Raw genomic sequence first — 24,200 nt, forward strand, 5'->3', positions numbered from 1 at the left:
GGCTCCGGAATGGTGCGAATGTTAGCATGCGGCATGGATGCCCGCCCCCCGATCAGTCCCTGGCCCCTGCCCTACGTGCCGTTGTTGACCGAGCGGTCCTTGGCCGACATCGATCTCGTGGTCATGCACTGCACCGAGCTGCCGGACATGGCCATCGCCCGCGAATACGGCGAACGCGTGCTTTACGACGCCGGTACCGGCAACAGCGGCCACTACTACATCGACCGCGACGGCCGCCTGCACGAGTTCGTGCCGCCCGAGCGCATGGCGCACCACACGCGCGGCTACAACCCGCGTTCGATCGGCATCGAGATCGTCAACACCGGTCGATATCCGCACTGGTACGACTCGCGCCACCAGGCGATGGAAGAACCCTATACGCCGGAGCAGATCGACTCGCTGCTGGTACTGCTGGCGGCGTTGCGCGAACGCATCCCGTCGCTGGCTTTCATCGCCGGCCACGAAGACCTCGACACCGCCACCGTGCCCTCCAGCGACAACCCCGGCGTGCAGATTTCGCGCAAGCTCGACCCGGGTCCGATGTTTCCGTGGGCGCGGGTGTTGGAAGCGTGCGGGTTGAGGCGACTACGGCCCAACGAGTGACTCGTCGCGAATAGCGAAAAGCCGCCTTAGAGCGGCTTTTTTGCATCGTCGGTTGGCGGCACCCTCGCCGCAGCGACGGCGCCGCGCTAACCCGTAAATAGTTCACACGCAACCGCCTGCATCACTGCAGACAACCGCGCTCACGCTCAGATCGACTTAGCGCAGACGGTGCGCTGCGCCCTGGCCGCACCGCGCGCAAGCGCAACTAACCAAAGTCGTGATTGCCGTGGCATCGCATGGTCTGGTCTCTGATGCAGACGGCGGCCGAGCGCGGGAAATCGGTCGGCCGAAGCGAATGACGATCACCGTTACGGCTAGATGGCAGCAACTCCGCTGCCGCCAACAGGGGAACGACATGGCATACAGCGACAAGCAACGCGACGCCTTCCTGGTGCAGCTCAGCGAATGGACCTACATCACGAAACCCGGCGATCGCTCCACGATCGACAGAGCCACCGTGGACGCATTGTTGAAAGGCGCCTTCGGTAAAGACTGGAGCGTCGGACGCATCGGCGCCTGGTCGGCGTCGAGCTGGTTCGATCCGCACCTGCCGTACTTGGTTGCATTCAATCCGACGCTCAATGTCGTCGCATTGGCTTTCCAGGGATCTTCCTTTCCGACGCGCGATTTCAACTGGACGGCGGATGCGCTGAAGGACTGGCTACTGGCGAACCTCGGCACCTCGCCCACCGCCTATGCCTTCCCTGCCGGCATCGGAAACGGCACGGAAGTCGTGCATTCGGGTTTCTACAATGCTTACAAGGCGGGTCGACTCCAGATCTTCAATGACGTTCGCGCCTGCACGCCGAGCGGCAACGCCACGCTATGGATCACCGGGCACAGCCTGGGCGCGGCGCTGGCGAATCTCGCTTTCATCGACGCCATCACGCTAAAGCTGCAGCGCGACCTGGATGACAATCCCGAACAAGGCGCGCCGCGTTTCCACATCACCGAGATCTACGGCAGCACCTTCTCCGGCCCGCCGATCGGCAGCCAGGCGTTCGAGGATGCCGTGGGCAAACTGATGGACGCCGCGCACCAGCAGACCAGTGTCGCCATCGGAGGCACGTTCTTCGAATCCAGGTCGGAGGTGCTGGGCGACTATCCCGGCCTCTATCAGTTCATGACGGCTTCGCATTTCGCGCCCAGCAACCTGTGTCAGTCGCTCGACTTCTCGCCAAACGACCTGTCGTTGAAGCGCTACCCGCTGAGCCACTACATCACCAACTATGTGAGCTTCCTGCGCGCGCAAGCCAACTTCCCGGCGCAAACCGAACGCCGGCGCAGCAATGCCAATGTGCTGACCGTTGTGCTAACGGACGTGACCTGCCTGAGTCCGGTGACGATCAGCCTCTCATGCCACTACCTGAACTACGACACGCAAAATTCCGCAACTGCGGAACTGGCTCGCGGAACGGTCACGCAGGCCGATGGAGAACTAACGCTGCAGGTGCCTGTGGACGCGATGGTGATCGCCGCCCGCGACTTTTTCCTCTCGCTCCAGTCGGACGATCAAGGGGTCCTCCTCACTCATGGCGTATCCAGCATCGTGGCCTACCTGGACAATGAGGAAGTGGATCGAGGAAAGCCCTTTGCCTACTGGCAAGGCACCATGGGCATGACCTACCCGCTCCAGATTCCGTAGCGCCGCCAAGTGCATCTCCGTGCCTGAAACAATTGCGCAACGCCGCCCGAGGGCGGCGTTGTCGCGTCTCAAGGCAGCAAGACGATGATTGGAGAACTCTTTCGCTTCAAACAAGAATTTTCTCCGACCTCTTTGTTGCCGGGTCGAGTGGAGATGCGCGCCGGAATATGCCATCGTCGGGCCTCGCGAAAAAACGCGCGGCGCCGCTGGACGGAGTGCCGTTCGCCGGAAAAAGCAGGGGAAAAGCATGACGGATTGGTATTACGCCCGCGGCGAACAGCGGATCGGGCCGATGAGCCTGGACGCCCTGTTGGCATTGGCCAACGACGGCAAGATTGCGGCATCGGACCTGGTCTGGCATCCGTCCCTGCCGGCCTGGACGCCGGCCGGCGAGGTCGCGCAGCTGGCCGGCGTCGCTTTCTCCGGGGCGGCGGAAGCGCATAGGAACGCTACTTCGGCATCGGCGTCTCCCAATCCCTATTCCGCACCGCAGAGCGTCTGGATCGATCCGGCAGCCGCCGCTTTCGCGCCGATGGCCGGAGCGGAGATCCGGCCGGGCAGCGATCCGATCGACGTTTCCGCGTGCATCAGCCGTGCCTTCGATCTGACCAAACGCCACTACCTGACCATCTTCATCATCGGATTGGTGTACCTGGGCTGCATCTTCGGATCCAGTTTCCTTCTCGGCTTCATCGAAATCGCCATCAAGTCCGTCATCGCCGGCAGACTGGACTTCGAGCCCACCACGACGGACCAGACCGGACTGTTCGCGCTCTCGCTGGCCCTCAACCTGGTGTCGCAGGTGATCAGCCTGTTCCTGCAATTGGGCCTGATTCGCGTGGGCCTGAACCTGGTCTCGGATCGGGAAGTGGCGGTCGGCCTGATATTCGGCGAAAGCGCCAAGCTGCTGCGGGCCGTCGGCGCCACGATCCTATTCTCCATCGCGGTACTGGTCGGCCTGGTGCTGCTGATCGTGCCCGGGATCTACATCGCCCTGCGTTACGGCCAGTATCTGAACGCCATGGTCGACAAGGATCTCGGCGTCGTCGATGCCTTCGAATACAGCTCGCGCATCACCGAAGAGAATCGCCTGAACCTGTTCGGCCTCAGCATCCTCAATATCTTGATTGTTCTCGCGGGCATACTGGCCTGCCTGATCGGCCTCGCCTTCGCCGCCCCGGTGGCCTGGCTCGCCAGCCTGGTCGCCTACCGCTGGATGCAATACGGCCGCGATGTTGTGGTGGATCGATAGGAACAGGGGCAAGAGAACGGTTCTGCTGCAAACAAGAATGTTCTCTGCCCGCTTTTCGAGGCGATGAGTTTCTGACGCCATCAATGAACAGCAGAACGCCGCCCCAGGGCGGCGTTTTCGCGTCTGGCTCAATAATGGGGGCGGAGCCAACTGATGTGTTTGGTGGTCTAATTTCCTCCGCCCCGTTTTTCGCTAGAACGGAAAACCAGATTTCTGCTCCAGCAAAAAAACTGTCTTGTAAGCATTGTCCTTGCTCTTGTCGATGGTAACGATGCCAAGAAGACCGCGGTCCTCGGAATAGAAATAGCGATGCTCTCTTACGCCATCTTTGGCTGAAACCACAAGAACTTTCACGCTTTCGCCCAACACATTAAGAGTTTCTGTTCCTTCCAAATGAAACTCCATCCCGCCACTACTCCACACCTTGCCATCTTTCGGACTTGCCTTTGGAACAGCGAAATTAAGGGCCAAGGAATGAATACAGTAAAAAGGCGAATCTTCGCCGCACAACCTGATCTTTTGCCCACTGTGACCTATCCAGATTTCCTCCTTTTGAGTATCAACCCTTATTCCATAGGAGAACTCTCGCAAGTCGCTCGGAGCATAAGCCGAGTAGTCGTAGAACCGCCCTTCACATGCAGCAGCGGTTGTGGCCGAAGCAAGGGCCAGCGTCGGGGCAAGAAAGAAATTCCACTTCATGAGATTAGTCTCCTATGCAGCTCGGACACTTGACGCCTTCGTCCTTCAAATACTTCCAAGCCGCTTTGTCTGCGTCTAACTCTTTGGCATCTTTATCGTAGAAACAGGGGTCAGAGTACATTTTCTGACCGTCGGACCCAAAGGCAGCCTGAATCGCGAGAGCCGATGGCCCATCCCGGTATAATCCGGATCACGCCCCGGAGCCCCCATGACCCAGTCCGTCGTTTCCGAACTCGTCGCCCTGCTGACGCTCGAGCGCCTCGAGGAAAATCTCTTTCGCGGACAGAGCCGCGACATCGGCACGAAGTACGTCTTCGGCGGCCAGGTGTTGGGCCAGGCCCTGTCGGCCGCGCAGCAGACGGTGGACGACGAGCGCCATGTGCATTCGATCCACGCCTACTTCCTGCGCGCGGGCGATATCGAGGCGCCGATCATCTACGACGTCGACCGCGCCCGCGACGGCCACAGCTTCTCCGTGCGCCGCGTCACCGCGATCCAGCACGGCCAGCCGATCTTCGTTTTCGCCTCCTCGTTCCAGAAGTCCGAACCCGGCGTCGAGCACCAGTTCCACATGCCGGAAGTGCCGCAGCCCGAGGACGTGGAGCCGACCGAAGCGCCCTCGCCCGAGGTGATGGCGAAACTGCCGGCCAAGATGCAGCGCTGGCTCTCGCGCATGGGGCCGTTCGAGATGCGGCCGATCTATCCGCGCGACGAAGTGAAACCGCCGAAGCGCCCGCCCTACCAGCAGGTCTGGCTGCGGCTGATCGACAAGGTCGACGACCGGCCGGTGCTGCATCAATCGCTGCTGGCCTACGCCTCGGATTTCTATCTGCTCGGCACGACGACCTTCCCGCATGGCATCAGCTATTACCAGCCGAACGTGCAGATGGCTTCGCTCGACCATGCGATGTGGTTCCACCGGCCATTCCGCGCCGACGATTGGCTGCTGTATTCGCTCGACAGCCCGACGGCGCAGAACGCGCGCGGCCTGGCGCGCGGTCAGTTCTTCAGCCGCGACGGCAAGCTGGTCGCATCGGTCGCGCAGGAAGGCCTGATCCGCGTACTGGCCGAAGAACAGGGAGACCGCTGATGCGCCAGATGTTCACTTCGCCCAGGCTCGAGAACGTCGAACGCGTGGCGCAGCTGTTGACCGAGGCCGGCATCGAGAACCGCATCCAGGGCGGCCGCACCTACAAGGGCCACAGCCGCCGCCAGTTCAGTTACACCGACAAGAAGGGCGATGCCTCGCAACAGGCCTCGGTCTGGGTGATCCAGTCGGACGATTACAAGCGTGCTCGCGAAATGCTGATCGACATGGGCCTGATGGATGCCGCGAACGCGCCCTCGTCCTTCGTGCCGGAGGCCCTGCAGTTGAAGGAACGTCCCACGGACGATCCGGACCGGCGCCTGATGCGCATCAAGATCGCCCTGCTGTTCGCGCTTGGCGGCATGGCGGCGTGGATGGCGATGCGCATGTTCATCCTGCGCTGATCGCTCGAGATGAGTTCGAGCGGAAACCGGCTACGCCTCGCCCGGATGCTGGCACTGGCGACGGTGCTGTACGGTCTGGTGTTCTATTTCGTCGGCGCGTATCTGAAACCCGGCTATTCGCAGGTCACGCACTACATCAGCGAGCTCAACGCGACCGGCACGGCCTGGGCGACGGAGCTGGGCTGGTTCGGTTTCGTGCCGATCGCGGCCCTGTTCGCCGCCTTCCTGGTCGTAGCGCAACCCATCGCGCGCGTCACCGGCGCCAGCCGCCTTGGTTTCCTGTTGCTGTGGACACAGCCCATCGCCTTTCTCGGCGTGGCCCTGGCGCCCTGCGATCCCGGTTGCTCGATCGGCGGTTCGGCCCTGCAGCAGATTCACGACCTGCTCGGTGTCGGCACCTATTTCCCGGCCGCGCTCGGTCTGTTCCTGCTGTCGTATGCGCCGGGCTTGTCTACGGTCGGAAAAATTTTCTTCCGTGTCGCCGCCATCGCTTGGCTGCTGCTGTTCCTGCTGATGCTGATGCCGGAACTCGCCCCGGTGCGCGGACTGCTGCAGCGCATCGCCGATGGCCTGTTGGGCATGGCGGTGCTGCTGATCGCCTGGCACATGCTCGGCCCGACGCCCCAGAATCGCTAAAACACCTGGAACCGTTCCGGAGGTCGTCGTGAGAATCGTGCTGACCCTGCTGCTCCTGCTCGCGAGCCTGTCCGCACCGGCTCGCGCCGACGAACCCTCGGCGGCGGCCGTGTTCGAGAAACTGAAGACGCTGCAGGGCCATTGGCGCAGTTCCAAACCCGACAGCAAGACGACGGTCGAATACCGCTTGATCGCCAATGGCAGCGTGCTGGTCGAAACCTGGACGATGAGCCCGACGCGGCAATCGATGACGGTCTACTCGCTCGATGGCGAGCGCCTGCTGGCGACGCATTATTGCCCGCAAGGCAATGCGCCGCGGCTCGTACTGGCGGGCACCGACGAATCGGGGACGCATCGCTTCGATTTCCTCGACGGCAGCAACCTGCAGAATCCGGAAGGCTTCCACGAGCATGCGTTCACGGTGCGCATCGACAGTCCTGATGCGCTGACGCGCCGGGAAACCTATATCGGCAATCGCGCGACCTACGACGCCGCACGCGATCGCGGCGACGAAGAAAGTTTCGCCCGCATCCTTCCTGCCGCGCCGGAATCCCGTCCATGACGATGCCGACGGGCTATTCGATCCGTCGCGCGATTCCTTCCGAAGCAGACTATCGCCGTCTGCGCGAACAGGCCGGCATGAGCCCGAAGACGGCGGCAGCCGCCGCGCGCGGCCTGCCGAACAGCCAGTTCGCGGTGCAGATCGTGCACGAGGGCGAAACCATCGGCATGGGCCGGGTCATCGGCGACGGCGGCTGCTTCTACCAGGTAGTGGATATCGCCGTACTCCCGGCGCATCAGGGCCGCGGCCTGGGCAAGGCGATCATGGCCGAGATATCGTCCTGGATCGAAACCGACGTGCCGGAAAGCGCCTACGTCAGCCTGATCGCGGACGGCCAGGCGCATGCGCTATACGCGCAGTACGGTTTCTCGCCGACGGCGCCGCGCAGCATTGGCATGGCGATGGTGAAGCGGGCCCGGACCTGATGGTCACATCCCGCCTGCCCAGGCGTCTTGCTACAGGCATCGGTCGTCGATGCATGCCCGGGCCGATCACGCCATGAACGCCGAAGTCCTCGAATCCGTCATCGCTACGCACCTGCCGGCCGCCGCGCGCGGCGACACGGCCGCCTATGGCCGCATCGTTGCGAACTGCCAGGGCATGGTGACTTCGATCGCGCTCGCCATCGTGCGCGACGTGCCGGCCAGCGAGGACATCGCGCAAGATGCCTTCCTGTCGGCCTGGCAGAACCTGCGCAAGCTCGGCAATCCGCAGAGCTTCCTGCCCTGGCTGCGACAGATCACCCGCAATCTCGCCCGCGATCACCTGCGCGCGCAGAAATACCGCGCCAATCCCGAGGGCGATGTCGAAGCCCTGATCGCGGCCGTCGCCGATCCGACGCCGGGGCCGCAGGAAACGCTGGCCGAATCGCAGGAAGCGCGCATCGCGGCCGATGTGATCGACGCGCTGCCGGAAGACACGCGCGAAACCCTGCTGCTGTACTACCGAGAAGGCCAGAGCTCGAAACAGGTCGCCGTGCTGCTTGGCGTGCAGGACGCCGCCGTGCGCAAGCGATTGTCGCGCGCGCGATCCCTGGTACGCGACGAACTGCTCGCGCGCCTGGGCGAATTCGCCCGCGACAGCGCGCCAACCGCCGCCTTCACGGCGACCGTGCTCGCCGCGACCACGTTGGCCAGCCCGCCGGCGGCGGCCGCGACGGTATTGCTGACTGGCGGCGCGTTCGCCGGCAAAGGCCTGCTGAAAGTTCTCGTCGGCGGACTCGGCAGCATCGGCATCGGCGTACTCGGCGGACTGAGCGGGATCTGGTGGGGCCTGCGCCGTTACCTGCGCGCACCGTTCGATGCACTCGAACGCCGGCAGTTGCTGCGCTACGGCTTCGTGATGAGCCTGCTGGTGATCGGTTTCACCGTCGCCCTGGTACTCAGTACGCATTGGTCGGGCTGGCAGGCGCCGGTGCTGGCGACGGCGCTGTATCTCATCGGCGTCATCGGCATGGCGACAGGTTGGATGCCGCGCATCCTGCAACGCCGCCACGCGCAGGAAATGGCGAACGATCCGGTCGCCGCGCGCGCGGCGCGCAGCAAGGAAAGGCGCAATGCCTGGATCGGCTGCACGCTCGGCCTGGCGTGCGGCATCGGCGCGCTGGTCTTCGGCCTGATCGCCACCGGACGACTGTAAGCCGTCGCGTTTACATCGTCTGGGTCGGCTTGTCCGATTCCAGCATGCCCGCGAGCAGGGTTTCGATCTTGCCCTTCACGGTTTCCGCTTCGGCCGAATCGGCGAACTGCACGCCGATCCCCGCCGCGCGATTGCCCTGCGAACCCGGCGGCGTGACCCAGACCACCTTGCCGGCCACCGGCAGGCGATCCTTGTCCTCGAGCAGGGACAGCAGAAGGAAGACCTCGTCGCCCAGCGAGTAGCGCTTGGTCGTCGGGATGAAGATGCCGCCGCCTTTCACATAAGGCATGTAGGCGCCATAGAGCTGGGCCTTGTCCTTGATCGCCAGCGAGAGAATGCCCTGTCTTGCGCCACCGGCACCGATCATCGCGCCACTCCTTCCTTGCGGTCTTCCAGCAGCATCGTACGCCATTCGCGCAGCAATCCGGCCAGCAGCAGGTCGTGCCGAAGCGGCGCCGACAACTGCCCGCGGACGCGATTGAGCGCGTCGTACCACGCGGACAGCTTGGAAAAATCGCCCGGCGCGGTCAAGCCGCCCTTTTCCGGTGGCCGAGCGCCGAGGCGACGGGATAGGGCATCCTGGGCCAGATCAGCGGCGAAACGCAGGCGCAGCGCCGCCTGCTCGTCGCCCAGCCAACGCTGCGCCATCTCCACCGGACCCGACTTGCCGTTGCCGACGGCGTCCAGATCGCCACGAACCTGCCGGCGCAGGGCCAGGCCGCCCTGGGCCAGCCAATCGGCCGCGAGGCCGGCATGGCCGCGCGCGGCTTCCAGCGCCGCGCCGATATCGGCCTCGGCATGGCCCTGGCTGCGCAACCAGGCCTCGGCCTGTTCCTTCGCAGGCAAACGGAACTCCAGGCGTTGGCAGCGGCTGCGGATCGTCGCCGGCAATCGGCCCGGCGCACTGCAGACCAGCAACAGGAACCGCCCCGGCGAGGGTTCTTCCAGCGTCTTGAGCAAGGCATTGGCCGCTGCGTGGTTCATGCCCTCGGCCGGTTCGATCAGCGCTACCTGGGCGCCACCGAGCTGCGGCGTGAGTGCGAACCATTGGCCGAGGCGACGGATCTGGTCGACGGTGATTTCACTGCGCAGCTTGTCGCCCTTGTCGTTCGGTTCGAAGCCGACGCGGGAAAAATCGCCATGCGTACCAGCCTCGAACTGGCGGCAGCTGCGGCATTGGCCGCAGGCCAGGCCGTCGGCCGCAGGCGACGCGCAGAGCAAACGTTTCGCCAGAATGGCGGCGACCTCGCCCTTGCCCATCTTTTCCGGCCCGACCAGCAACAAGGCATGGCCCAGGCGCCCTTCTGCCAGCGAGCCATGAGCCGCTTCGAACACCGAGCGCTGCCAGGGCGCGAAATTCATGCCGCGGCCATCCATTCGCGCAGGACGCCGGTCACATCGGCAACGACCGTGGCGGCTTCGCGACTGGCATCGATCACACGAAACCGTTTTGGCTCGGCGGCGGCGCGCGCCAGGTAGGCCTCGCGCACGCGCTCGAAGAAATCGTCGCGTTCGCGTTCGATCCGGTCCGGTTGCGCATCGCGACCGCTCGCACGCGCACGTCCCTGCGATACGCCGAGATCGAGCAACAAGGTCAGGCCCGGTTGCAGGCCGACGACGCGTCGCTCGAGCTCGGCGATGAACGCGACATCGAGGCCGCGACCGCCGCCCTGGTAGGCATAGCTCGAATCGGTGAAGCGATCGCACACGACCCAGGCGCCGCGCGCCAGCGCGGGACGGATCGTTTCGCGCACGTGTTGCGCCCGCGCCGCGAACATCAGCAGCAGTTCGGTTTCGGGCGAAGGTTTCTCGCCATCGGGACTCAACAGCAACTGGCGAATCCGCTCGGCCAATGGCGTGCCGCCCGGCTCGCGCGTGCTCACGACTTCGTGGCCCGCCTGCAGCAAGGTCTCGCGAAGAGCGTTGAGCACCGTGGTCTTGCCGGCGCCCTCGCCGCCCTCCAGGGAAATCAAACGCGGGTGGCTCTCGATGTCCGTCATGCCGTCCTTCATTGCGACTGCGTCTTCTGCTCGCGATAACGCTTCAGATATTGCCCGACCGCCGCCTGGTGCTCGGAATAATTGCGCGTGAAGACATGACGGCCGCTGCCGTCGCCGACGGCGACGAAATACAGGGCATCGCCTTCGGCCGGCTTGGCCGCCGCGGCAAGCGCATCGGCGCCCGGCATCGCGATCGGCGTCGGCGGCAGGCCGTCGCGCGTGTAGGTGTTGTAGGGCGTATCGGTTTCGAGATCCTTGCGCCGGATATTGCCGTCGTAAGCGCTGCCGATACCGTAGATCACCGTCGGATCGGTCTGCAGGCGCATGCCGATCTGCAGGCGCCGCACGAACACGCCGGCGATCTGCGGACGTTCGTTGGCCACGCCGGTTTCCTTCTCGACGATCGAAGCCAGAGTCAGCAGTTCCTCCGGCGTCTGCAGGGGCAGTTCCGGCGCGCGCGCCGCCCAGGCTTCGGCGAGCGCCTTGTCCATCGCATCGGCGGCCTGCGCGAGCAGGTCCAGGTCGCTGGTATTGCGCGTGAAAAGATACGTCTCCGGCAGGAACCGGCCTTCCGGGAACACTCCCTTGCGATCCAGGCGCTGCATGATTTCGCCGTCGCTCAAACCGTCGATTTGATGCTTGAGCCGGTCGTCGGCCAACAATGCCGCACGCAGGTCGCGGAAGTTCCAGCCTTCGACGATGGTGAACTTGCGCTGGATCACGCGACCGTCGTGCATGCGTTGCAGGATCGTGCGCGGGCTCATGCCGGAAACGATGCCGTACTCGCCGACCTGCAGGCGCGAGGCGACCTTCATGCTGCGCGCCAGCGCACGCCACTCCAGATCGCTGCCCTGCGCGATGCCGATGCCGCGCAGCTTGCGCATGACGTCGCTGAAACCATCGCCGGGCGCGACCTCGAGCACCTTCTCGTCGCCGGCGAACGCGATCGGCTCGTCGGCGAACTGCTGGGTGCGCATCCACAGATAGCCCAGGCCACAGCCGGCGGCGAGCAGCAGGAGGAAGAGCAGCCGCATCATGCGGCCGAAGATGCCTTTACGCGCCACGCCGGGCTCCTTCAGGTTTCCGTGCGATTGTCGCCCAGCCAGGGCGCGAAGGAAAACGCGAAAGCCGGTTCCCGCGCCAGGAGGCGATGGGCGAGCGTACGGATAGCCGCAAAATCGCCCCATTCCCGCCGGTCGATGCGGCGGACCGGTTGCGGCCCACGCACGGAATTGCAGACGAAGACGGCCTCGGCCGTTTCGATCGCATCGCGATCGAGTTCCGCTTCGGACGCGCCATCGACATGCGCCAGCAACCATTCACGCATCACGCCGGCCACGCCGCATTCTGACACGCGAGGCGTCAGCCAGCGCCCGCCGATCAGCGCGAACACGTTGCCGGCGGTCGCGCTGATGACGCGATCCCGCTCGTCCAGCATCAAGCCTTCGTCGATGGCCGGATCGTTCCATTCCAATCGCGCCAGCACCTGCTCTAGGCGATTGAGGTGCTTGATGCCCGCCAGCGCCGGCTGCGTAGCGAGCCGGACATCGCACCAGCGCAGATCCAACCCTGCAGCCGGCGTCGCATCGGGCGCCTCGTGCAGGGAAAGCACGATGGTCGGCGCGACGCGCGCCGGCGGCGCATAGCCGCGTCCGCCCGCACCGCGCGTCAGCACCAGCTTCAGCACGGCGCGCGACGTCGCGTACACCAGGCGCGAGACTTCATCGACGAGATGTTCTTCCTTCGGCACGGGAATGCGCAGGCGCTCCGCGCCCTTCTGCAGCCGACGCCAATGCGCGTCCCACCACAGGGCCCGACCTTCGTGCACGAGCAGGGTTTCGAACAGGCCGTCGCCATAGGCCAGCCCGCGATCGTCGGCGGCCAGGCCATCGGCGGCGGTCCCGTCGCGCAGGATGCGCACGCTCACGCGTCCACTCCGAGCGCCCGCAGCAGGCCGCGCGCCTTGTGCCGGGTTTCCTGCAACTCGCGCTCCGCATCGGAATCGACGACGATGCCGGCGCCGGCGCGCAGCTGCAGTTCCTTGCCCCGCAACCATGCGCTGCGGATCAGGATGTTCAGGTCCATGTCGCCGTCGCGATTGAGATAGCCGAAGGCGCCGGTATAGGCGCTGCGACCCTCGCCCTCGAGCTCGGCGATGATCTGCATGCAACGCACCTTCGGACAGCCGGTGATCGTGCCGCCGGGGAACACCGCCCGGATCACTGCGCCGGGCGTTACCTCTTCGCGCAATCGCCCGCTTACGTTGGAAACGATGTGGTGCACATGCGCATAGCTCTCGACCGTCATCAGTTCGTCGACGCGAACGCTGCCCGGCACGCAGACGCGACCGAGGTCGTTGCGTTCGAGATCGATCAGCATCACGTGTTCGGCCCGCTCTTTCGGATGGCCGACCAGTTCGCGCATGCGTTCGGCATCGTCGTCGCCCGGGAATCGCGGACGCGTGCCGGCGATCGGCCGCGTTTCGGCGACGCCGGAACGCACCGACACCAGGCGTTCGGGCGAGGAGCTGGCCAGCGACCAATCGCCATAGGACAGCAGGCCGGCGAACGGCGCGGGATTGCTTTCGCGAAGCCGCGCATACAGCGTGGCGGGATCGGGCGCCTCGGCGAAATCCGCGCGCCAGGCGCGCGACAGGTTCACCTGGAAAACATCGCCGGCGCGCAGGTAGCCGTGAATGCGCCCAACACCGTCGACAAAGCGCGAAGGTTCGTCTTCGTCGATACGCTCGGGCGCTCGCCAAGCCGGCAGCGCCGGGAGCGATGCCGTCGCCGCGATGTCGCGCGCAAGCGCGTCGAGCAAGGCCTCGTGCCCGGGCTCGGCGATGGCGAGGCAGGCACCGGTATCGCGATCGCGCAGCACGGCGGCAGGGCAACGCAACGCCAATGCCACCGGCAAGGGACCGGGCGCATCGGGCAGTCGCAGTACGGGCTCGATGCTGGCTGCCAGTTCGTAGGACAGGAACAGGGCCCAGCCGCCGCGGAATGGCAATCCTTGCCGCACCTCTTCGACGGAACCGGACTCGCGCTGCCAATCATGGTCGAGTGCGACGAGGAAATCTTCGGCCTCGACCGCCTCACCGCTCAGGCGGCGGACGATGCCGTCGCGCTCCAGGCAGAGGCCGTCGCCGTCGGCGATCAGCAACAGGTCCCAGCGCGATAGCGAACTATCGGCGCGTCCCGTTCCAGCGACGCTCTCGAGCAACAAGGGATAGCGCGCTGCATCCAGGCGATGCAGGGACAGCAGGTCGATGCCGGTCGGCAGAACGCGTTCGATCATGCGCCTGCCCGTTCCCTCGTCAGATGCGCTTGAATACCAGCGTGCCGTTGGTGCCGCCGAAACCGAACCCGTTCGATACGGCAACGTCGATCTTCTTCTCGCGTGCGACGTTCGGCACGTAGTCGAGGTCGCAGCCTTCGCCGGGATTGTCGAGGTTGATCGTCGGCGGAATCACGCCGGTGTGCAGGGCCAGCACGCTGAACACCGCCTCGACGCCACCGGCGGCGCCGAGCAAGTGGCCGGTCATGGACTTGGTCGAGCTGACCATGGTCTTGTAGGCGTGGTCGCCGAGCGCGCGCTTGACCGCCAGCGTTTCGGCCAGGTCGCCCAGTGGCGTGGACGTGCCATGCGCGTTGAGGTAGCCGACCTGGTCGGCATTGATGCCGGCGTCGCGGAAGGCCATCGTCATGCAGCGCGCGGGGCCGTCGCCGTTCTCGCTCGGCGCCGTCATGTGGTACGCATCGGAACTGGCGCCGAAACCGGCGAGCTCGCAGTAGATGCGCGCGCCGCGCGCCTTCGCGTGTTCGTATTCCTCGAGGATCAGCACGCCGGCGCCGTCGCCGAGCACGAACCCGTCGCGGTCCTGGTCCCAGGGACGCGAGGCGCGGGTCGGATCGTCGTTGCGCGTGGACATGGCCTTCATCGAGCAGAAGCCGCCGACCGACGTCGGCGTCGCGCCGTGTTCGGCGCCGCCGGCGACCATCACATCGGCGTCGCCGTACTGGATCATGCGCATCGCCATGCCGATCGAGTGGTTCGAGGTCGCGCAGGCCGATACGGCGGAAAAGTTCGGGCCCTTGAGGCCTTTCTGGATCGTCAGCTGGCCAGGCAGCATGTTGATGATGGTGCTGGGCACATAGAACGGCGAGACCTTGCGCGGACCGCCCTCGTGCAGGTCGATCGCCGTCTCTTCGATGCCGCGCACGCCACCGATGCCGGAGCCGACGATCACGCCGATGCGTTCGGCATTGCCCTCGTCGACCTGCAGGCCGGAGTCGTCCAGCGCCTGGTAGCAGGCGCCCAGGCCGTAGTGGATGAAGGTATCCATCTTCTTGGCGTCTTTCGGCGGCAGGAAGGATTTCGGATCGAAATCCCGAACCTCGCCGGCAATGCGCGTGGCGTAGGCGGTCGCATCGAAATGGGTGATCTGGCCGATGCCGGAGCGTCCGTTACGGATGCTGTCCCAGGCGCTGTCCAAGGTGTTGCCGATGGGCGAGACGATGCCCATGCCGGTGACGACGACGCGACGCTTGCTCATGTTCTGCTCCGCTCTGCCGAGGGCGCGACCGTTCGCGCTCGTTGCGAAAAGGGAAGGAGCGCGCCTTCCGCCTTCCGGCCCCGTACGCTTCGCTGCGAAGCGCACGGAGTCTGCACAGGTTGTCGGCTTGTCGCCGGATGCCGCAAATACACAGGGCCGCGCATGCGCGGCCCCGGTACCGAACCCGCCAGGCGATCAGGCCTTGACGTGGGCCTTGATGTAGTCGATCGCCTGCTGGATCGAGGTGATCTTCTCGGCCTCTTCGTCCGGGATTTCGCACTCGAACTCTTCCTCGAGAGCCATCACCAGCTCGACGGTATCGAGCGAGTCGGCGCCCAGGTCGTCCACGAAGGAAGCGTTGTTGGTGGCTTCTTCTTCCTTGACGCCCAGTTGTTCGACGACGATCTTCTTGACGCGTTCTTCGATGCTGCTCATGGAACTGTCTCCTCCCGGAGGAATGCAAGCGGACGCATTGTAGGCAAATGCCGGCCCCGACGGGCGCCCGACGCGCCGTGGCCTCGATAAAGTGGGTCTAGTCTAGCCTAATTCCCCGGCCGGCAAAGTGACGGCCCGTGCCCGGCTCAGGCCATGTACATGCCGCCGTTGACGTGCAGGGTCTCGCCCGTGATGTAGGCGCCCGCCGGCCCGGCGAGGAAGGCCACGGCCTCGGCGATGTCCTGCGGCTGGCCCAGGCGGCCCAATGCGATCTGGCCCTGCATCGCCGCCTTGGCGTCCTCGGGCAGGTCGCGCGTCATGTCGGTCTCGATGAAGCCCGGCGCGACGACATTCACGGTCACGCCACGGCTGCCTATCTCCTTCGCCAACGACTTGCTGAAAGCGATGATGCCGGCCTTGGCCGCCGCGTAGTTCGCCTGGCCGGCATTGCCGGTGACGCCGATGACCGAGGCGATATTGACGATGCGGCCCTTGCGCGCCTTCATCATGCCGCGCATCACGGCCTTCGACGTGCGATAGACCGAGCTGAGATTGGTATCGAGGATGGCGTTCCAATCCTCGTCCTTCATGCGCATCAGCAGGTTGTCGCGGGTGATGCCGGCGTTGTTCACCAGCACCGAGATCGGGCCGAATTCCTTCGCGATGCCATCCACCAGCGCGTCGATCGCGCCGGCGTCGGTGACGTTGAGCATACGGCCGACGCCACCCCAGGCGGCCATGCGATCGGTGATCGCCTGCGCACCGCTTTCGCTGGTCGCCGTGCCGATGACTTTCGCGCCGCGCGCGGCCAGCGTGTCGGCGATCGCCGCGCCGATGCCGCGGCTGGCGCCGGTGACCAGGACGATTTCGCCGTTGAATTCGCTGCTCATGCTTGCGTTCCTCTCGTAACCGTGGCGCGGCGTCAGCCGCGATTGTTCCGCTCGTGCTCAGCGCAGCTCGGCCAAAGCCGTTTCGAAATCGGCGGGAGCGCCAATGGCACGCCCGTCGAGCGATTTGTCGATACGCTTGACCAGTCCCGCCAAAACCTTGCCCGGGCCGCATTCGGCGAAACGCGTCGCACCGGCGCCGGCCAACGCCTGCACGCACTCGGTCCAACGCACCGGCAGATACAGTTGGCGCACGAGTGCATCGCGGATCGCTTCGACCGACGCCTGCACGCCGGCATCGGCGTTCTGCACCACCGGACGATCCGGCATGCGCCAGGACAGAGCGGCCATTACTTCACCGAGTTGCGTCGCGGCATTCCGCATCAGCGGCGTGTGCGAGGGCACGCTGACCGCGAGCTTGACCGCCTTGCGCACGCCGCGCGCGCCCAGTTCGGCCAAGGCGCGATCGACGGCGGCGGCGTGGCCGCCGATGACGATCTGGCCCGGCGAGTTGTAATTGGCCGGCACCACGACTTCGTCGCCGGAAACCTGCGCGCAGACCTCGGCCACCATCGCGTCTTCCGCGCCGAGCACGGCGGCCATCGCGCCGGTACCGGCCGGCACGGCCGCCTGCATCAGGCGACCGCGCTCGCGAACCAAGCGCGCGCCGTCGCCCAGCGAAAGCGCACCTGCCGCGACCAGCGCGCTGTACTCGCCCAGGCTGTGTCCCGCGAAACGGGCCGGCTGCGAACCACCGGCTGCGAGCCAGGCGCGCCAAGCGCCTACGCCCGCCGCCAGCAGCGCAGGCTGGGTGAATTCGGTCTGGTTGAGTTGTTCTTCCGGCCCCTGCTGCGAAATCGTCCACAGGTCGGCATCGCAACCCGTCGACGCTTCATCGAAGGCCGCACGGATTTCCGGGCGCGTTGCGGCGAGATCGCCGAGCATGCCGAGCGACTGCGATCCCTGGCCGGGAAAAACGAAGGCGAGATTGTCGAGCACCGGCAGCCCCCTGCTTGTGGACCGCGAATGATAAGGCTGCTGGCCGCCGAACGTCTGTACCGGGGCGTAGGGTCCAGGCCCCTGCTGCGTCGCTGCGGCTTCTAGCGAAACAGGGCCAGCCCGAGCCAGGTCGCGATGGCCGCGAAGGCGACGACCGCCAGGCCGCCGATCAGATTCCAGCGTCGGGCCGACGCCGGCTCCCGCAAGGCGATCAGTTTCGCCAACGCGCGCAGGTCGCGGCCACAGATGGGGGCCAGCGGACAAAGCCAGGAAAGGCGGCGCAGCGCATCTTCGAATTGCTGTCGCGCTATCTGCGGCTCGCGCGCCAGCGGTTGCGACACCAGCACGGAATAAGCGCGCAAGTCCGATTCGAAAAACCGGGCGGTGGAATACGCGTAGAGCAGCAGATCGCGCGCCTGCGCGGCCTCCAGGCTCATCACGGTGGTCGGATCCTGGTCGAGATCGATGAAACCGATGCGGCCGTCGGACACCGTCAGATTGCGCGCGAACGCCTGGTTCAACCAGCCGCCCTGCGCGTGCAGGTCGGCCAGCGCGTCGAAGCCCGAGGCCACGAGATTCGCGCGCGCCTGCGCATCGGATTCGCGCTTGCAGGCGCTCGCCAGCGTCGCGCCGAGGTCGCTGATGACGATGGCTTCTTCGTCTTCCGCGAGTATCTGCGGCACGAGACAGCCCAGACCCTGCAGACGCTGGATCATCGCCTTCTCCGTCGCCCGTGCTTGCGCGGGCGGAAGCATCGCCGGAGGGCGCAGGGATTCGATGCCGAGCAGGTCGACGAAGCGGCGCAGCAGCGCCAGGCGCCAGCGCCTGGGCTCGTATTCGTAGCGTTTTCGCCAGGCGCGGACGCCGGCGGTGTCGATGCGTTTTACCCGCTCCGCATCCATGCCGCGATCAGTAGCGCAGCAGCGCCGAGCCCCAGGTGAAACCGCCGCCGAAGGCTTCGAGCAACAGGAGCTGGCCGCGCTGCACCTTGCCCGAGCGCACCGCCTCGTCCAGCGCCAGCGGCACCGAACCGGCCGAGGTATTGCCGTGCTTGTGTACGGTGACGATCACGCGTTCCATCGGCATGTCCAGGCGCTTGGCCGTGGCTTCGATGATGCGCAGGTTGGCCTGGTGCGGAATCAGCCAGTCGATATCGTGGCGATCGAGATTGTTCGCTTCCAGCGTTTCCTCGACGACTGCGTCGAGCGCCTTGACCGCGTACTTGAACACTTCGCTGCCGGCCATCAGCACGCGCACGCCGGCGTTCTTCTCTTCCGGCTTGAAACCGGCGGAGACGCCGACGGGGTTGTACAGCAGTTCCTTCTTGCCGCCATCGGCATGCAAGTGCGTGGACAGGATGCCGGTTTCGCTGTCGGCCTTCAGCACGACGGCGCCGGCACCATCGCCGAACAGCACGCAGGTATTGCGATCGGACCAGTCCAGCATGCGGGTCAGCGTTTCCGCGCCGACGACGAGGGCCGTTTTCACCGCGCCGGAGCGGATGAACTTGTCGGCGACGGTCAATGCGTAGACGAAACCCGAGCAGGCGGCATTGACGTCGAACGCGGCGCAACCGTTCGCGCCGAGACGATGCTGCAGCAGGCAGGCGGTGGACGGGAAGATGATGTCGGGCGTGGTCGTGCCGACGACGATCAGTTCGATCTCGGCGGCATCGACGCCCGCCGCTTCCATCGCGCGTTTCGCGGCTTCGAAGGCGAGGTCGCCGGTGGTCTGGCCCTCGGCGGCGACGCGGCGTTCGCGAATACCCGTGCGTGCGGCGATCCACTCGTCGCTGGTGTCGACCATCTTTTCGAGGTCGGCATTGGTCAGCACTTTCTCCGGCAGGTAACTGCCGGTGCCGGCGATCCGCGAATAAACGCCCATAACCGCTCCGAAGGTCCGCTTCCGCTTTCGCGGATCAGAAAAAGCACGCGGCGGGACGAAGCCCGCCGCGTTCAGGATAGCGCCGGTCCGCCTCGGCGGACCATGGCATCACTCTTCGACTTCAACCGCGGACTTCACGTCGACGACCTTGCGGCCGCGATAGAAGCCGTCCTTGGTCACGTGGTGACGCAGGTGCGTCTCGCCCGTGGTGGCGTCGGTCGCCAGCTGCTTGGCCGTCAGGGCATCGTGCGAACGGCGCATGCCGCGGGTGGACGGGGTCTTGCGGGATTTCTGCACAGCCATTGGTGTTCTCCAGCTACTTCAGTTTTTCTTTCAGCGCCGACAGGGCGGCGAAAGGATTCGGTTTGTCTTCGTCTTCGTTCTCGTCCGCCCACGAGGCTTCGGGCAGACGCGCTTCCGGGTCTATCGGCACCACCGGCAGGGCCAGGATCAGCTCGTCTTCGATCAGCGCCACCGGATCGATGTCGGCATCCCCGCTCAGCAGCAGCGGCTCCATGTCCTCCGGCAACGCGCTTTCCTGCGCTTCCTGGGTGATCAGGCCCAGGCGCTGGCGGATCTCCACCGGCTGCAGGTAGCGTTCCAACGAACGCTGGCACAGCAGCGGCAGTCGGGCGTCCGCGCGGATCTCGACGAAAGGCAGATCCAGCGAATCGCGCCCGAATTCCAGCGAGAACCGGCACTCCCCGTCGGTATCCGTCAGGCTGCTGCGTAGCCGGTGGAAACCGGACAGCGGCAGCGAACCTTCGAAACAACGCCGGGCCGCCACCATGCGCCATGCATCGACCACGGTGGGCAGGGAAGCGGACATAAGAGCGAAATTGTAGGCTGCGTCCCCCACCCTGTCAAACCCGAAATCCTTCTGGCGACGAGGGTTTAGGGCCACGGCGAGCGGCCGACACCCCGCCCCTGTGGATTGCCGCTGCTCGGCAGGCTGGTGCAGACTGGCCCGCATATCCTCGGAAACCTCGGATGACCCCTTCCCTGTTGCTCGGCCTGCTGGTTCTGGCGGCGCTCTCGGCCTATCTGCTCTGGCGGGGCCGCCAGCTGCGACGCCAGCGCATGCTTGCCCGCCTGCTGGACCTGGCCGACGCGGTGGAGCGCCTGCTGGACCGTAGCCAGGAACGCATGCAGTCCCTGCAACCGGTGGTGGGCCGGGTGCCGGCCGATATCGGCGCCGTCGCCCAGGCCTCGCTCGAGCATGCCCTGCCCATTCGCGAGGCCAAGCGCGACGTGCTGCAGCACCGCCTCTGGATCCAGCAGAACAGCGCAACGGCTGGCCTGACCGAACTCGACGCCGCCTGCGCCGCGCTCACCCGGGCGCGCGAAAAGCTCGAGCAACAGCTGGCGAACCTCGATTCAGCCGGCGCGGCCCTGGCCAGGGCCACCCGCGCGGCGGACGAAGCCGCGCGCCGCGAACCCGCGACCCTGCGGCGCCCTCCCTCCAACGGAACCTCCTGATGCTCGTTCTCGCCTCCACTTCGCCGTACCGACGCGACCTGTTGAAGCGGCTCGGCATCGCCTTCGAAACGGCGCGCCCCGACGTGGACGAGATCCCGCTGAGCGGCGAAAGTCCGATGGCGCGCGCTCAGCGTTTGGCTGAAGCGAAGGCGCGTGCGGTCGCCGAGCGCCACCGCGACGCCTGGGTGATCGGCTCCGATCAGGTCGCCGAGCTCAACGGGCAGGCCCTGGGCAAACCGGGAAGTTTCGAGCGTGCCGCCGACCAGCTCGCCGCAGCCGCCGGCCACCGCGTGCATTTCCATACCGCCGTCACCGTGTTCCGCCATAGCGACAAGCGCACGATGCGTTTTTGCGACCTGACCGTCGTGCAGTTCCGCGCGTTGTCGAACGCCGAGATCGAACGTTACCTGCATGCCGAACAGCCCTACGACTGCGCCGGCAGCTTCAAGGCCGAAGGCCTCGGCATCGCCCTGTTCGAGAGCATCGAATCGCGCGACCCGAGCGCATTGATCGGCCTGCCGCTGATCTCGCTGTCCAAGGCCTTGCGCCAGGCCGGCTTCAGCCTGCCCTGAAGCACTTCGCCGGCGTCAACGCGGCGCTGCGATCGTGATGCGTTGTTCGGGCCAGTCTTCGACGCTGCCGTCGCGTCCGTGCAACCGTAGCCCGAGCCGATGCCGACCAGGCGGCAAGTCCGAAGCGTCGACGCGTGCGCGGAATCCGACCTTCGGTTGCGCGGTATCGCTGGAAATGCGCCAGTACTCGGCCACATGCGGCATGGCGATGCCGTATTGCACCGACCCGATCGGTTTGCCGTCGAGCAATACGTCAACGCCGCGCAAGCCGGCACCATCCTTGAAAGCCCAGCCATGGATTTCGAATGCGGCCTGCACCTGCGCGCCGTGCGCCGGTGCGTCTATCCAGGCCAGGGCCGGCATCGCGCAAGAACCCGTTCGGTTCGCGGCATCGAACCGGTAGAACAGGAAACGCTTGCGGCCGTGCTCGATGTTCAATGCGCGCACCATCGGCATGGCGCCGAATAGCGCGCAACGCGCGTGATAGATCGCGAGACGCTGCTTCAGCGGCACGGCGCTGTCTTCCACGACGAGCAGCATATCGCCGGAAGATCGATCGCGCGGATCGAACAACGCATTCCAGGAATGCAACTGCTCGGCGCGGCCGTGCTTGCGGTTGCGCGCGTGGTCGAGGACCTGGATGTCGTCGCGGTCGAGCGCGAACACCAGCTGTGCCGCCAAGGCGAAATTGTCCGCGACGATGCGCGTTTCCGACGACGGCGATTCGCGGCGCACCGCATCGGCGACTTCGCGCCAGCCGGCAAAGCCATCTGGATAGGCCTTGGCCGTCAACCACTCGCTGCGAAGCGCGGCACTGCCGCCGAACGACAACCAGGCGAGCGCCAACGCCAGCCCCGTCGCCGCGCCTGCATACACCGAAGCCCGCGCCCAACGTTTCCATTCGACCAGAACGGGCGGCGCGACGACGAGCAGCGCCAACCAGCCCGCCAAGGGCCAGTGAAAACTCACGCGTTCGCGATCGGCGAAGAATCCGAGCAGGAAATAACCGGCAACGGATACGCAGGCGACGCCATGCACCAACCGTCCCGGCGCGGAACCGTCCGCCTTCGGGCGGTGCGCACGCCGCCATGCCGCCAGCAGCAGCACGAACAGCGGCGGCGTCAGCAAGATCGCCTGGATCGGCAACCACTGCCAGCTGTCGGCGTGGAAGCTCCAGGGGTTACGCTCGATCAACTGGAAGCGCAGGCCTGCGCCGCCATGCTGCAGGTTCCAGGTCAGCAATGGCAGCCACGCACAAGCGCCGAGCAGGGCGACGCCCCACAGGCGCGATTCGCGCAACAACTGCCGCCCGCGCAGATCGCAGAGCAGTCCAGCCAGACCGGCCATCACGACGAGGGCGAAGCGATAGTGCGAAAGCGCGCCCAGTACGAGGCCGCCGAGAAGGACAAGGCAACTCGACCAGGAAACGCGTTCGCGGCAGCGCGCAATGCCTTCCAGGCTCAGGAGTGCGGCGAATGTCATCGGCACATCGGGCAACGCCAGAAGACCGAGCAGGCCCGACAGCGGCATCAGCAGGGCGAGCAAGCCGGCGCGCCAGCCCTGTTCCTCGCCGAACCAGCGCGCCGCCTGCCGCACCACCAGCCATGGCAACGCGGCGCCCATGATCAGGAAAGGCAAGCGCACCGCAAGTTCGGTCTGGCCGCCCAGCGTGGTGCCGATACGGATCAGCCAGGCCGTCATTCCGGGCAAGTCGGAATACGCCCAGGCCGGATGCCGGCTTTCCCAGGCATAAAAAGCTTCGTCGACGAACAAAGGCAGGCGCCAGGCCAGCACGAGCTTGAGGATCGACAACGACGCCCACAGGACGAGGAAATTCACGCGCAGATAATCGCGTTTCATGCCAGCATGCTTTCCAATCCCCCCGAATCGCTCCCGACGGTACCGCCCATGCCCGTGCAGGTCTTACACGCCGCCATCCTACCCGACCCCCTGCGCGCGGCTCTCGGGGCCGCAGTGGACCAGATCAACGCGCTGGTCCTCGGGAAGTCGCGCGAGGTCCGCCTGGCCTTCGCGACCCTGCTGGCCGGCGGACACCTGCTGGTCGAAGACTTGCCAGGCCTGGGCAAGACCACGCTGGCCCGCGCGCTGGCCGCGACGCTGGGTCTGGATTTCCAGCGCATGCAGTTCACTTCCGATCTGCTGCCCTCGGACATCCTCGGCGTGTCGATCTTCGATCCGAATGCGCGCGAATTCCGCTTCCATGCCGGCCCGGTGTTCACGCAGTTGTTGCTGGCCGACGAGATCAATCGTGCGCCGCCACGCACGCAGAGCGCCCTGCTCGAAGCGATGGCCGAACACCAGGTCACCGTCGATGGCGTCGGCCATGGCCTGCCGCAACCTTTCTTCGTGATCGCCACGCAGAATCCGGTCGATCTCGCTGGTACCTTTCCCTTGCCCGATTCGCAACTCGACCGCTTCCTCCTGCGCGTGCGGCTCGGCTACCCCGATGCGGCTTCGGAACGGGAGATGCTGTCGGGCAGCGACCGTCGCGAGATGATCGCGCAGGCGATGCCCAAGCTTTCCACCGAAGACGTGCTGGCGCTGCGCGCCGCCGTCGCCCGCGTGCACGCCAGCGAGGCGCTGATCGCTTATGTGCAGGGCCTGCTCGGCGAGAGCCGCCGCCACCGCGGCGTCCGCGTCGGTCTGTCGCCACGCGCCGGCCTGGCTCTGCTGCAGGGCGCCCGCGCCCTCGCGCTGATCGATGGGCGTACGCATGCGCTACCGGAGGACGTACAGGCTCTGTTCGTCGAAGTGGCGGCGCATCGGCTCGTGCCGGAGGCCGAGGCCGACTCGCGCGACGCGCTGGCGGCTTCGATCCTGAAATCGGTTGCCGTGGACTGAG

Annotated in this window: 28 protein-coding genes; 12 read left to right on the forward strand and 16 right to left on the reverse strand. The window is 65.7% G+C overall.

All coding sequences use genetic code 11. The annotated features are described in order from the left end of the window. Positions 1-33: 33 nt before the first annotated feature. From QM707_RS00135 to QM707_RS00145, 3 genes are all read left to right on the forward strand, one after another. Entirely contained in the window at positions 34-603 is a 570-nt protein-coding gene (locus tag QM707_RS00135) for an N-acetylmuramoyl-L-alanine amidase (RefSeq protein WP_414999855.1), read from the forward strand. A gap of 295 nt (positions 604-898) precedes the next feature. Then, positions 899-2,248 (forward strand): lipase family protein, encoded by a 1,350-nt coding sequence (locus QM707_RS00140; protein ID WP_414999856.1) that lies wholly within the window; start codon positions 899-901, stop codon positions 2,246-2,248. Positions 2,249-2,495: 247 nt separating this feature from the next. Further along, positions 2,496-3,500, forward strand: coding sequence for a DUF4339 domain-containing protein (locus tag QM707_RS00145; protein WP_414999857.1), 1,005 nt, complete (start codon positions 2,496-2,498; stop codon positions 3,498-3,500). A gap of 192 nt (positions 3,501-3,692) precedes the next feature. Here the strand turns inward: QM707_RS00145 and QM707_RS00150 are convergent, their stop codons facing one another. Further along, a complete protein-coding gene (locus QM707_RS00150; protein ID WP_414999858.1) occupies positions 3,693-4,199 on the reverse strand; it encodes a hypothetical protein in 507 nt (168 codons plus the stop codon). 208 nt (positions 4,200-4,407) lie between these two features. On the opposite strand from QM707_RS00150, the gene tesB reads away from it, so the two are divergent. The 6 genes from tesB to QM707_RS00180 all read left to right on the forward strand — a co-directional run bounded on the left by tesB (position 4,408) and on the right by QM707_RS00180 (position 8,526). Next, positions 4,408-5,289, forward strand: a complete 882-nt coding sequence (tesB, locus tag QM707_RS00155) for an acyl-CoA thioesterase II (RefSeq protein ID WP_414999859.1) — start codon at positions 4,408-4,410, stop codon at positions 5,287-5,289. Then, the gene (locus tag QM707_RS00160) at positions 5,289-5,690 is read left to right on the forward strand and encodes a pathogenicity-like protein (protein ID WP_414999860.1); all 402 of its coding nucleotides are present in this window, start codon (positions 5,289-5,291) and stop codon (positions 5,688-5,690) included. Before tesB ends, QM707_RS00160 begins: the two co-directional genes overlap by 1 nt. Before the next feature lie 9 nt (positions 5,691-5,699). Then, a complete protein-coding gene (locus QM707_RS00165) occupies positions 5,700-6,326 on the forward strand; it encodes a DUF998 domain-containing protein (RefSeq protein ID WP_414999861.1) in 627 nt (208 codons plus the stop codon). A gap of 28 nt (positions 6,327-6,354) precedes the next feature. After that, positions 6,355-6,888: a hypothetical protein gene (locus QM707_RS00170; protein WP_414999862.1), complete on the forward strand. Its 534-nt coding sequence runs from the start codon at positions 6,355-6,357 to the stop codon at positions 6,886-6,888. Further along, a complete protein-coding gene (locus QM707_RS00175) occupies positions 6,885-7,313 on the forward strand; it encodes a GNAT family N-acetyltransferase (protein WP_414999863.1) in 429 nt (142 codons plus the stop codon). The genes QM707_RS00170 and QM707_RS00175 overlap by 4 nt, the downstream gene beginning before the upstream one ends. 73 nt (positions 7,314-7,386) lie before the next feature. Next, positions 7,387-8,526, forward strand: a complete 1,140-nt coding sequence (locus QM707_RS00180) for an RNA polymerase sigma factor (RefSeq protein WP_414999864.1) — start codon at positions 7,387-7,389, stop codon at positions 8,524-8,526. Between the two features lie 10 nt (positions 8,527-8,536). On the opposite strand, the gene QM707_RS00185 is transcribed toward QM707_RS00180, so the two are convergent. The 14 genes from QM707_RS00185 to QM707_RS00250 form a co-directional block, all read right to left on the reverse strand. Further along, positions 8,537-8,890 (reverse strand): PilZ domain-containing protein, encoded by a 354-nt coding sequence (locus tag QM707_RS00185; protein ID WP_414999966.1) that lies wholly within the window; start codon positions 8,888-8,890, stop codon positions 8,537-8,539. After that, on the reverse strand, positions 8,890-9,888 hold the full coding sequence (holB, locus tag QM707_RS00190) for a DNA polymerase III subunit delta' (protein ID WP_414999865.1): 999 nt from the start codon (positions 9,886-9,888) through the stop codon (positions 8,890-8,892). Before holB ends, QM707_RS00185 begins: the two co-directional genes overlap by 1 nt. Next, positions 9,885-10,526 (reverse strand): dTMP kinase, encoded by a 642-nt coding sequence (gene tmk, locus QM707_RS00195; protein WP_414999866.1) that lies wholly within the window; start codon positions 10,524-10,526, stop codon positions 9,885-9,887. The genes holB and tmk overlap by 4 nt, the downstream gene beginning before the upstream one ends. A gap of 8 nt (positions 10,527-10,534) precedes the next feature. Beyond that, positions 10,535-11,563 carry an endolytic transglycosylase MltG gene (gene mltG / locus QM707_RS00200; protein WP_414999967.1) on the reverse strand — a complete coding sequence of 343 codons (1,029 nt, stop codon included), beginning with the start codon at positions 11,561-11,563 and terminating at the stop codon, positions 10,535-10,537. Positions 11,564-11,601: 38 nt separating this feature from the next. Further along, on the reverse strand, positions 11,602-12,453 hold the full coding sequence (pabC, locus tag QM707_RS00205; protein WP_414999867.1) for an aminodeoxychorismate lyase: 852 nt from the start codon (positions 12,451-12,453) through the stop codon (positions 11,602-11,604). After that, positions 12,450-13,823: an aminodeoxychorismate synthase component I gene (locus QM707_RS00210; protein ID WP_414999868.1), complete on the reverse strand. Its 1,374-nt coding sequence runs from the start codon at positions 13,821-13,823 to the stop codon at positions 12,450-12,452. The genes pabC and QM707_RS00210 overlap by 4 nt, the downstream gene beginning before the upstream one ends. A 19-nt stretch (positions 13,824-13,842) precedes the next feature. Continuing rightward, positions 13,843-15,081 carry a beta-ketoacyl-ACP synthase II gene (fabF, locus tag QM707_RS00215; protein WP_414999869.1) on the reverse strand — a complete coding sequence of 413 codons (1,239 nt, stop codon included), beginning with the start codon at positions 15,079-15,081 and terminating at the stop codon, positions 13,843-13,845. A 195-nt stretch (positions 15,082-15,276) separates the two neighbouring features. After that, the gene (acpP, locus tag QM707_RS00220) at positions 15,277-15,516 is read right to left on the reverse strand and encodes an acyl carrier protein (RefSeq protein ID WP_414999870.1); all 240 of its coding nucleotides are present in this window, start codon (positions 15,514-15,516) and stop codon (positions 15,277-15,279) included. Positions 15,517-15,662: 146 nt separating this feature from the next. Beyond that, positions 15,663-16,406: a 3-oxoacyl-ACP reductase FabG gene (gene fabG / locus QM707_RS00225; protein WP_414999871.1), complete on the reverse strand. Its 744-nt coding sequence runs from the start codon at positions 16,404-16,406 to the stop codon at positions 15,663-15,665. A gap of 57 nt (positions 16,407-16,463) precedes the next feature. After that, entirely contained in the window at positions 16,464-17,402 is a 939-nt protein-coding gene (gene fabD / locus QM707_RS00230; RefSeq protein ID WP_414999872.1) for an ACP S-malonyltransferase, read from the reverse strand. A 101-nt stretch (positions 17,403-17,503) separates the two neighbouring features. Continuing rightward, positions 17,504-18,304 carry a hypothetical protein gene (locus QM707_RS00235; protein ID WP_414999873.1) on the reverse strand — a complete coding sequence of 267 codons (801 nt, stop codon included), beginning with the start codon at positions 18,302-18,304 and terminating at the stop codon, positions 17,504-17,506. 7 nt (positions 18,305-18,311) lie between these two features. Further along, a complete protein-coding gene (locus QM707_RS00240) occupies positions 18,312-19,286 on the reverse strand; it encodes a beta-ketoacyl-ACP synthase III (RefSeq protein WP_414999874.1) in 975 nt (324 codons plus the stop codon). 108 nt (positions 19,287-19,394) lie between these two features. Next, a complete protein-coding gene (rpmF, locus tag QM707_RS00245; protein ID WP_414999875.1) occupies positions 19,395-19,589 on the reverse strand; it encodes a 50S ribosomal protein L32 in 195 nt (64 codons plus the stop codon). A gap of 13 nt (positions 19,590-19,602) precedes the next feature. Then, entirely contained in the window at positions 19,603-20,115 is a 513-nt protein-coding gene (locus tag QM707_RS00250) for a YceD family protein (RefSeq protein WP_414999876.1), read from the reverse strand. A 161-nt stretch (positions 20,116-20,276) separates the two neighbouring features. Between QM707_RS00250 and QM707_RS00255 the strand changes: the two genes are divergently transcribed. Together QM707_RS00255 and QM707_RS00260 are read left to right on the forward strand one after the other, a co-directional pair. Then, positions 20,277-20,765, forward strand: coding sequence for a hypothetical protein (locus QM707_RS00255; RefSeq protein WP_414999877.1), 489 nt, complete (start codon positions 20,277-20,279; stop codon positions 20,763-20,765). Further along, the gene (locus QM707_RS00260) at positions 20,765-21,337 is read left to right on the forward strand and encodes a Maf family protein (protein WP_414999878.1); all 573 of its coding nucleotides are present in this window, start codon (positions 20,765-20,767) and stop codon (positions 21,335-21,337) included. Before QM707_RS00255 ends, QM707_RS00260 begins: the two co-directional genes overlap by 1 nt. A 15-nt stretch (positions 21,338-21,352) precedes the next feature. On the opposite strand, the gene QM707_RS00265 is transcribed toward QM707_RS00260, so the two are convergent. Next, positions 21,353-23,197: an ArnT family glycosyltransferase gene (locus QM707_RS00265; RefSeq protein ID WP_414999879.1), complete on the reverse strand. Its 1,845-nt coding sequence runs from the start codon at positions 23,195-23,197 to the stop codon at positions 21,353-21,355. Between the two features lie 48 nt (positions 23,198-23,245). Between QM707_RS00265 and QM707_RS00270 the strand changes: the two genes are divergently transcribed. Then, positions 23,246-24,199 carry an AAA family ATPase gene (locus QM707_RS00270; RefSeq protein WP_414999880.1) on the forward strand — a complete coding sequence of 318 codons (954 nt, stop codon included), beginning with the start codon at positions 23,246-23,248 and terminating at the stop codon, positions 24,197-24,199. The last annotated feature ends 1 nt before the right edge of the window (position 24,200 follow it).

It is taken from the genome of Arenimonas sp. (assembly GCF_047602345.1).
Classification (GTDB): domain Bacteria; phylum Pseudomonadota; class Gammaproteobacteria; order Xanthomonadales; family Xanthomonadaceae; genus Arenimonas.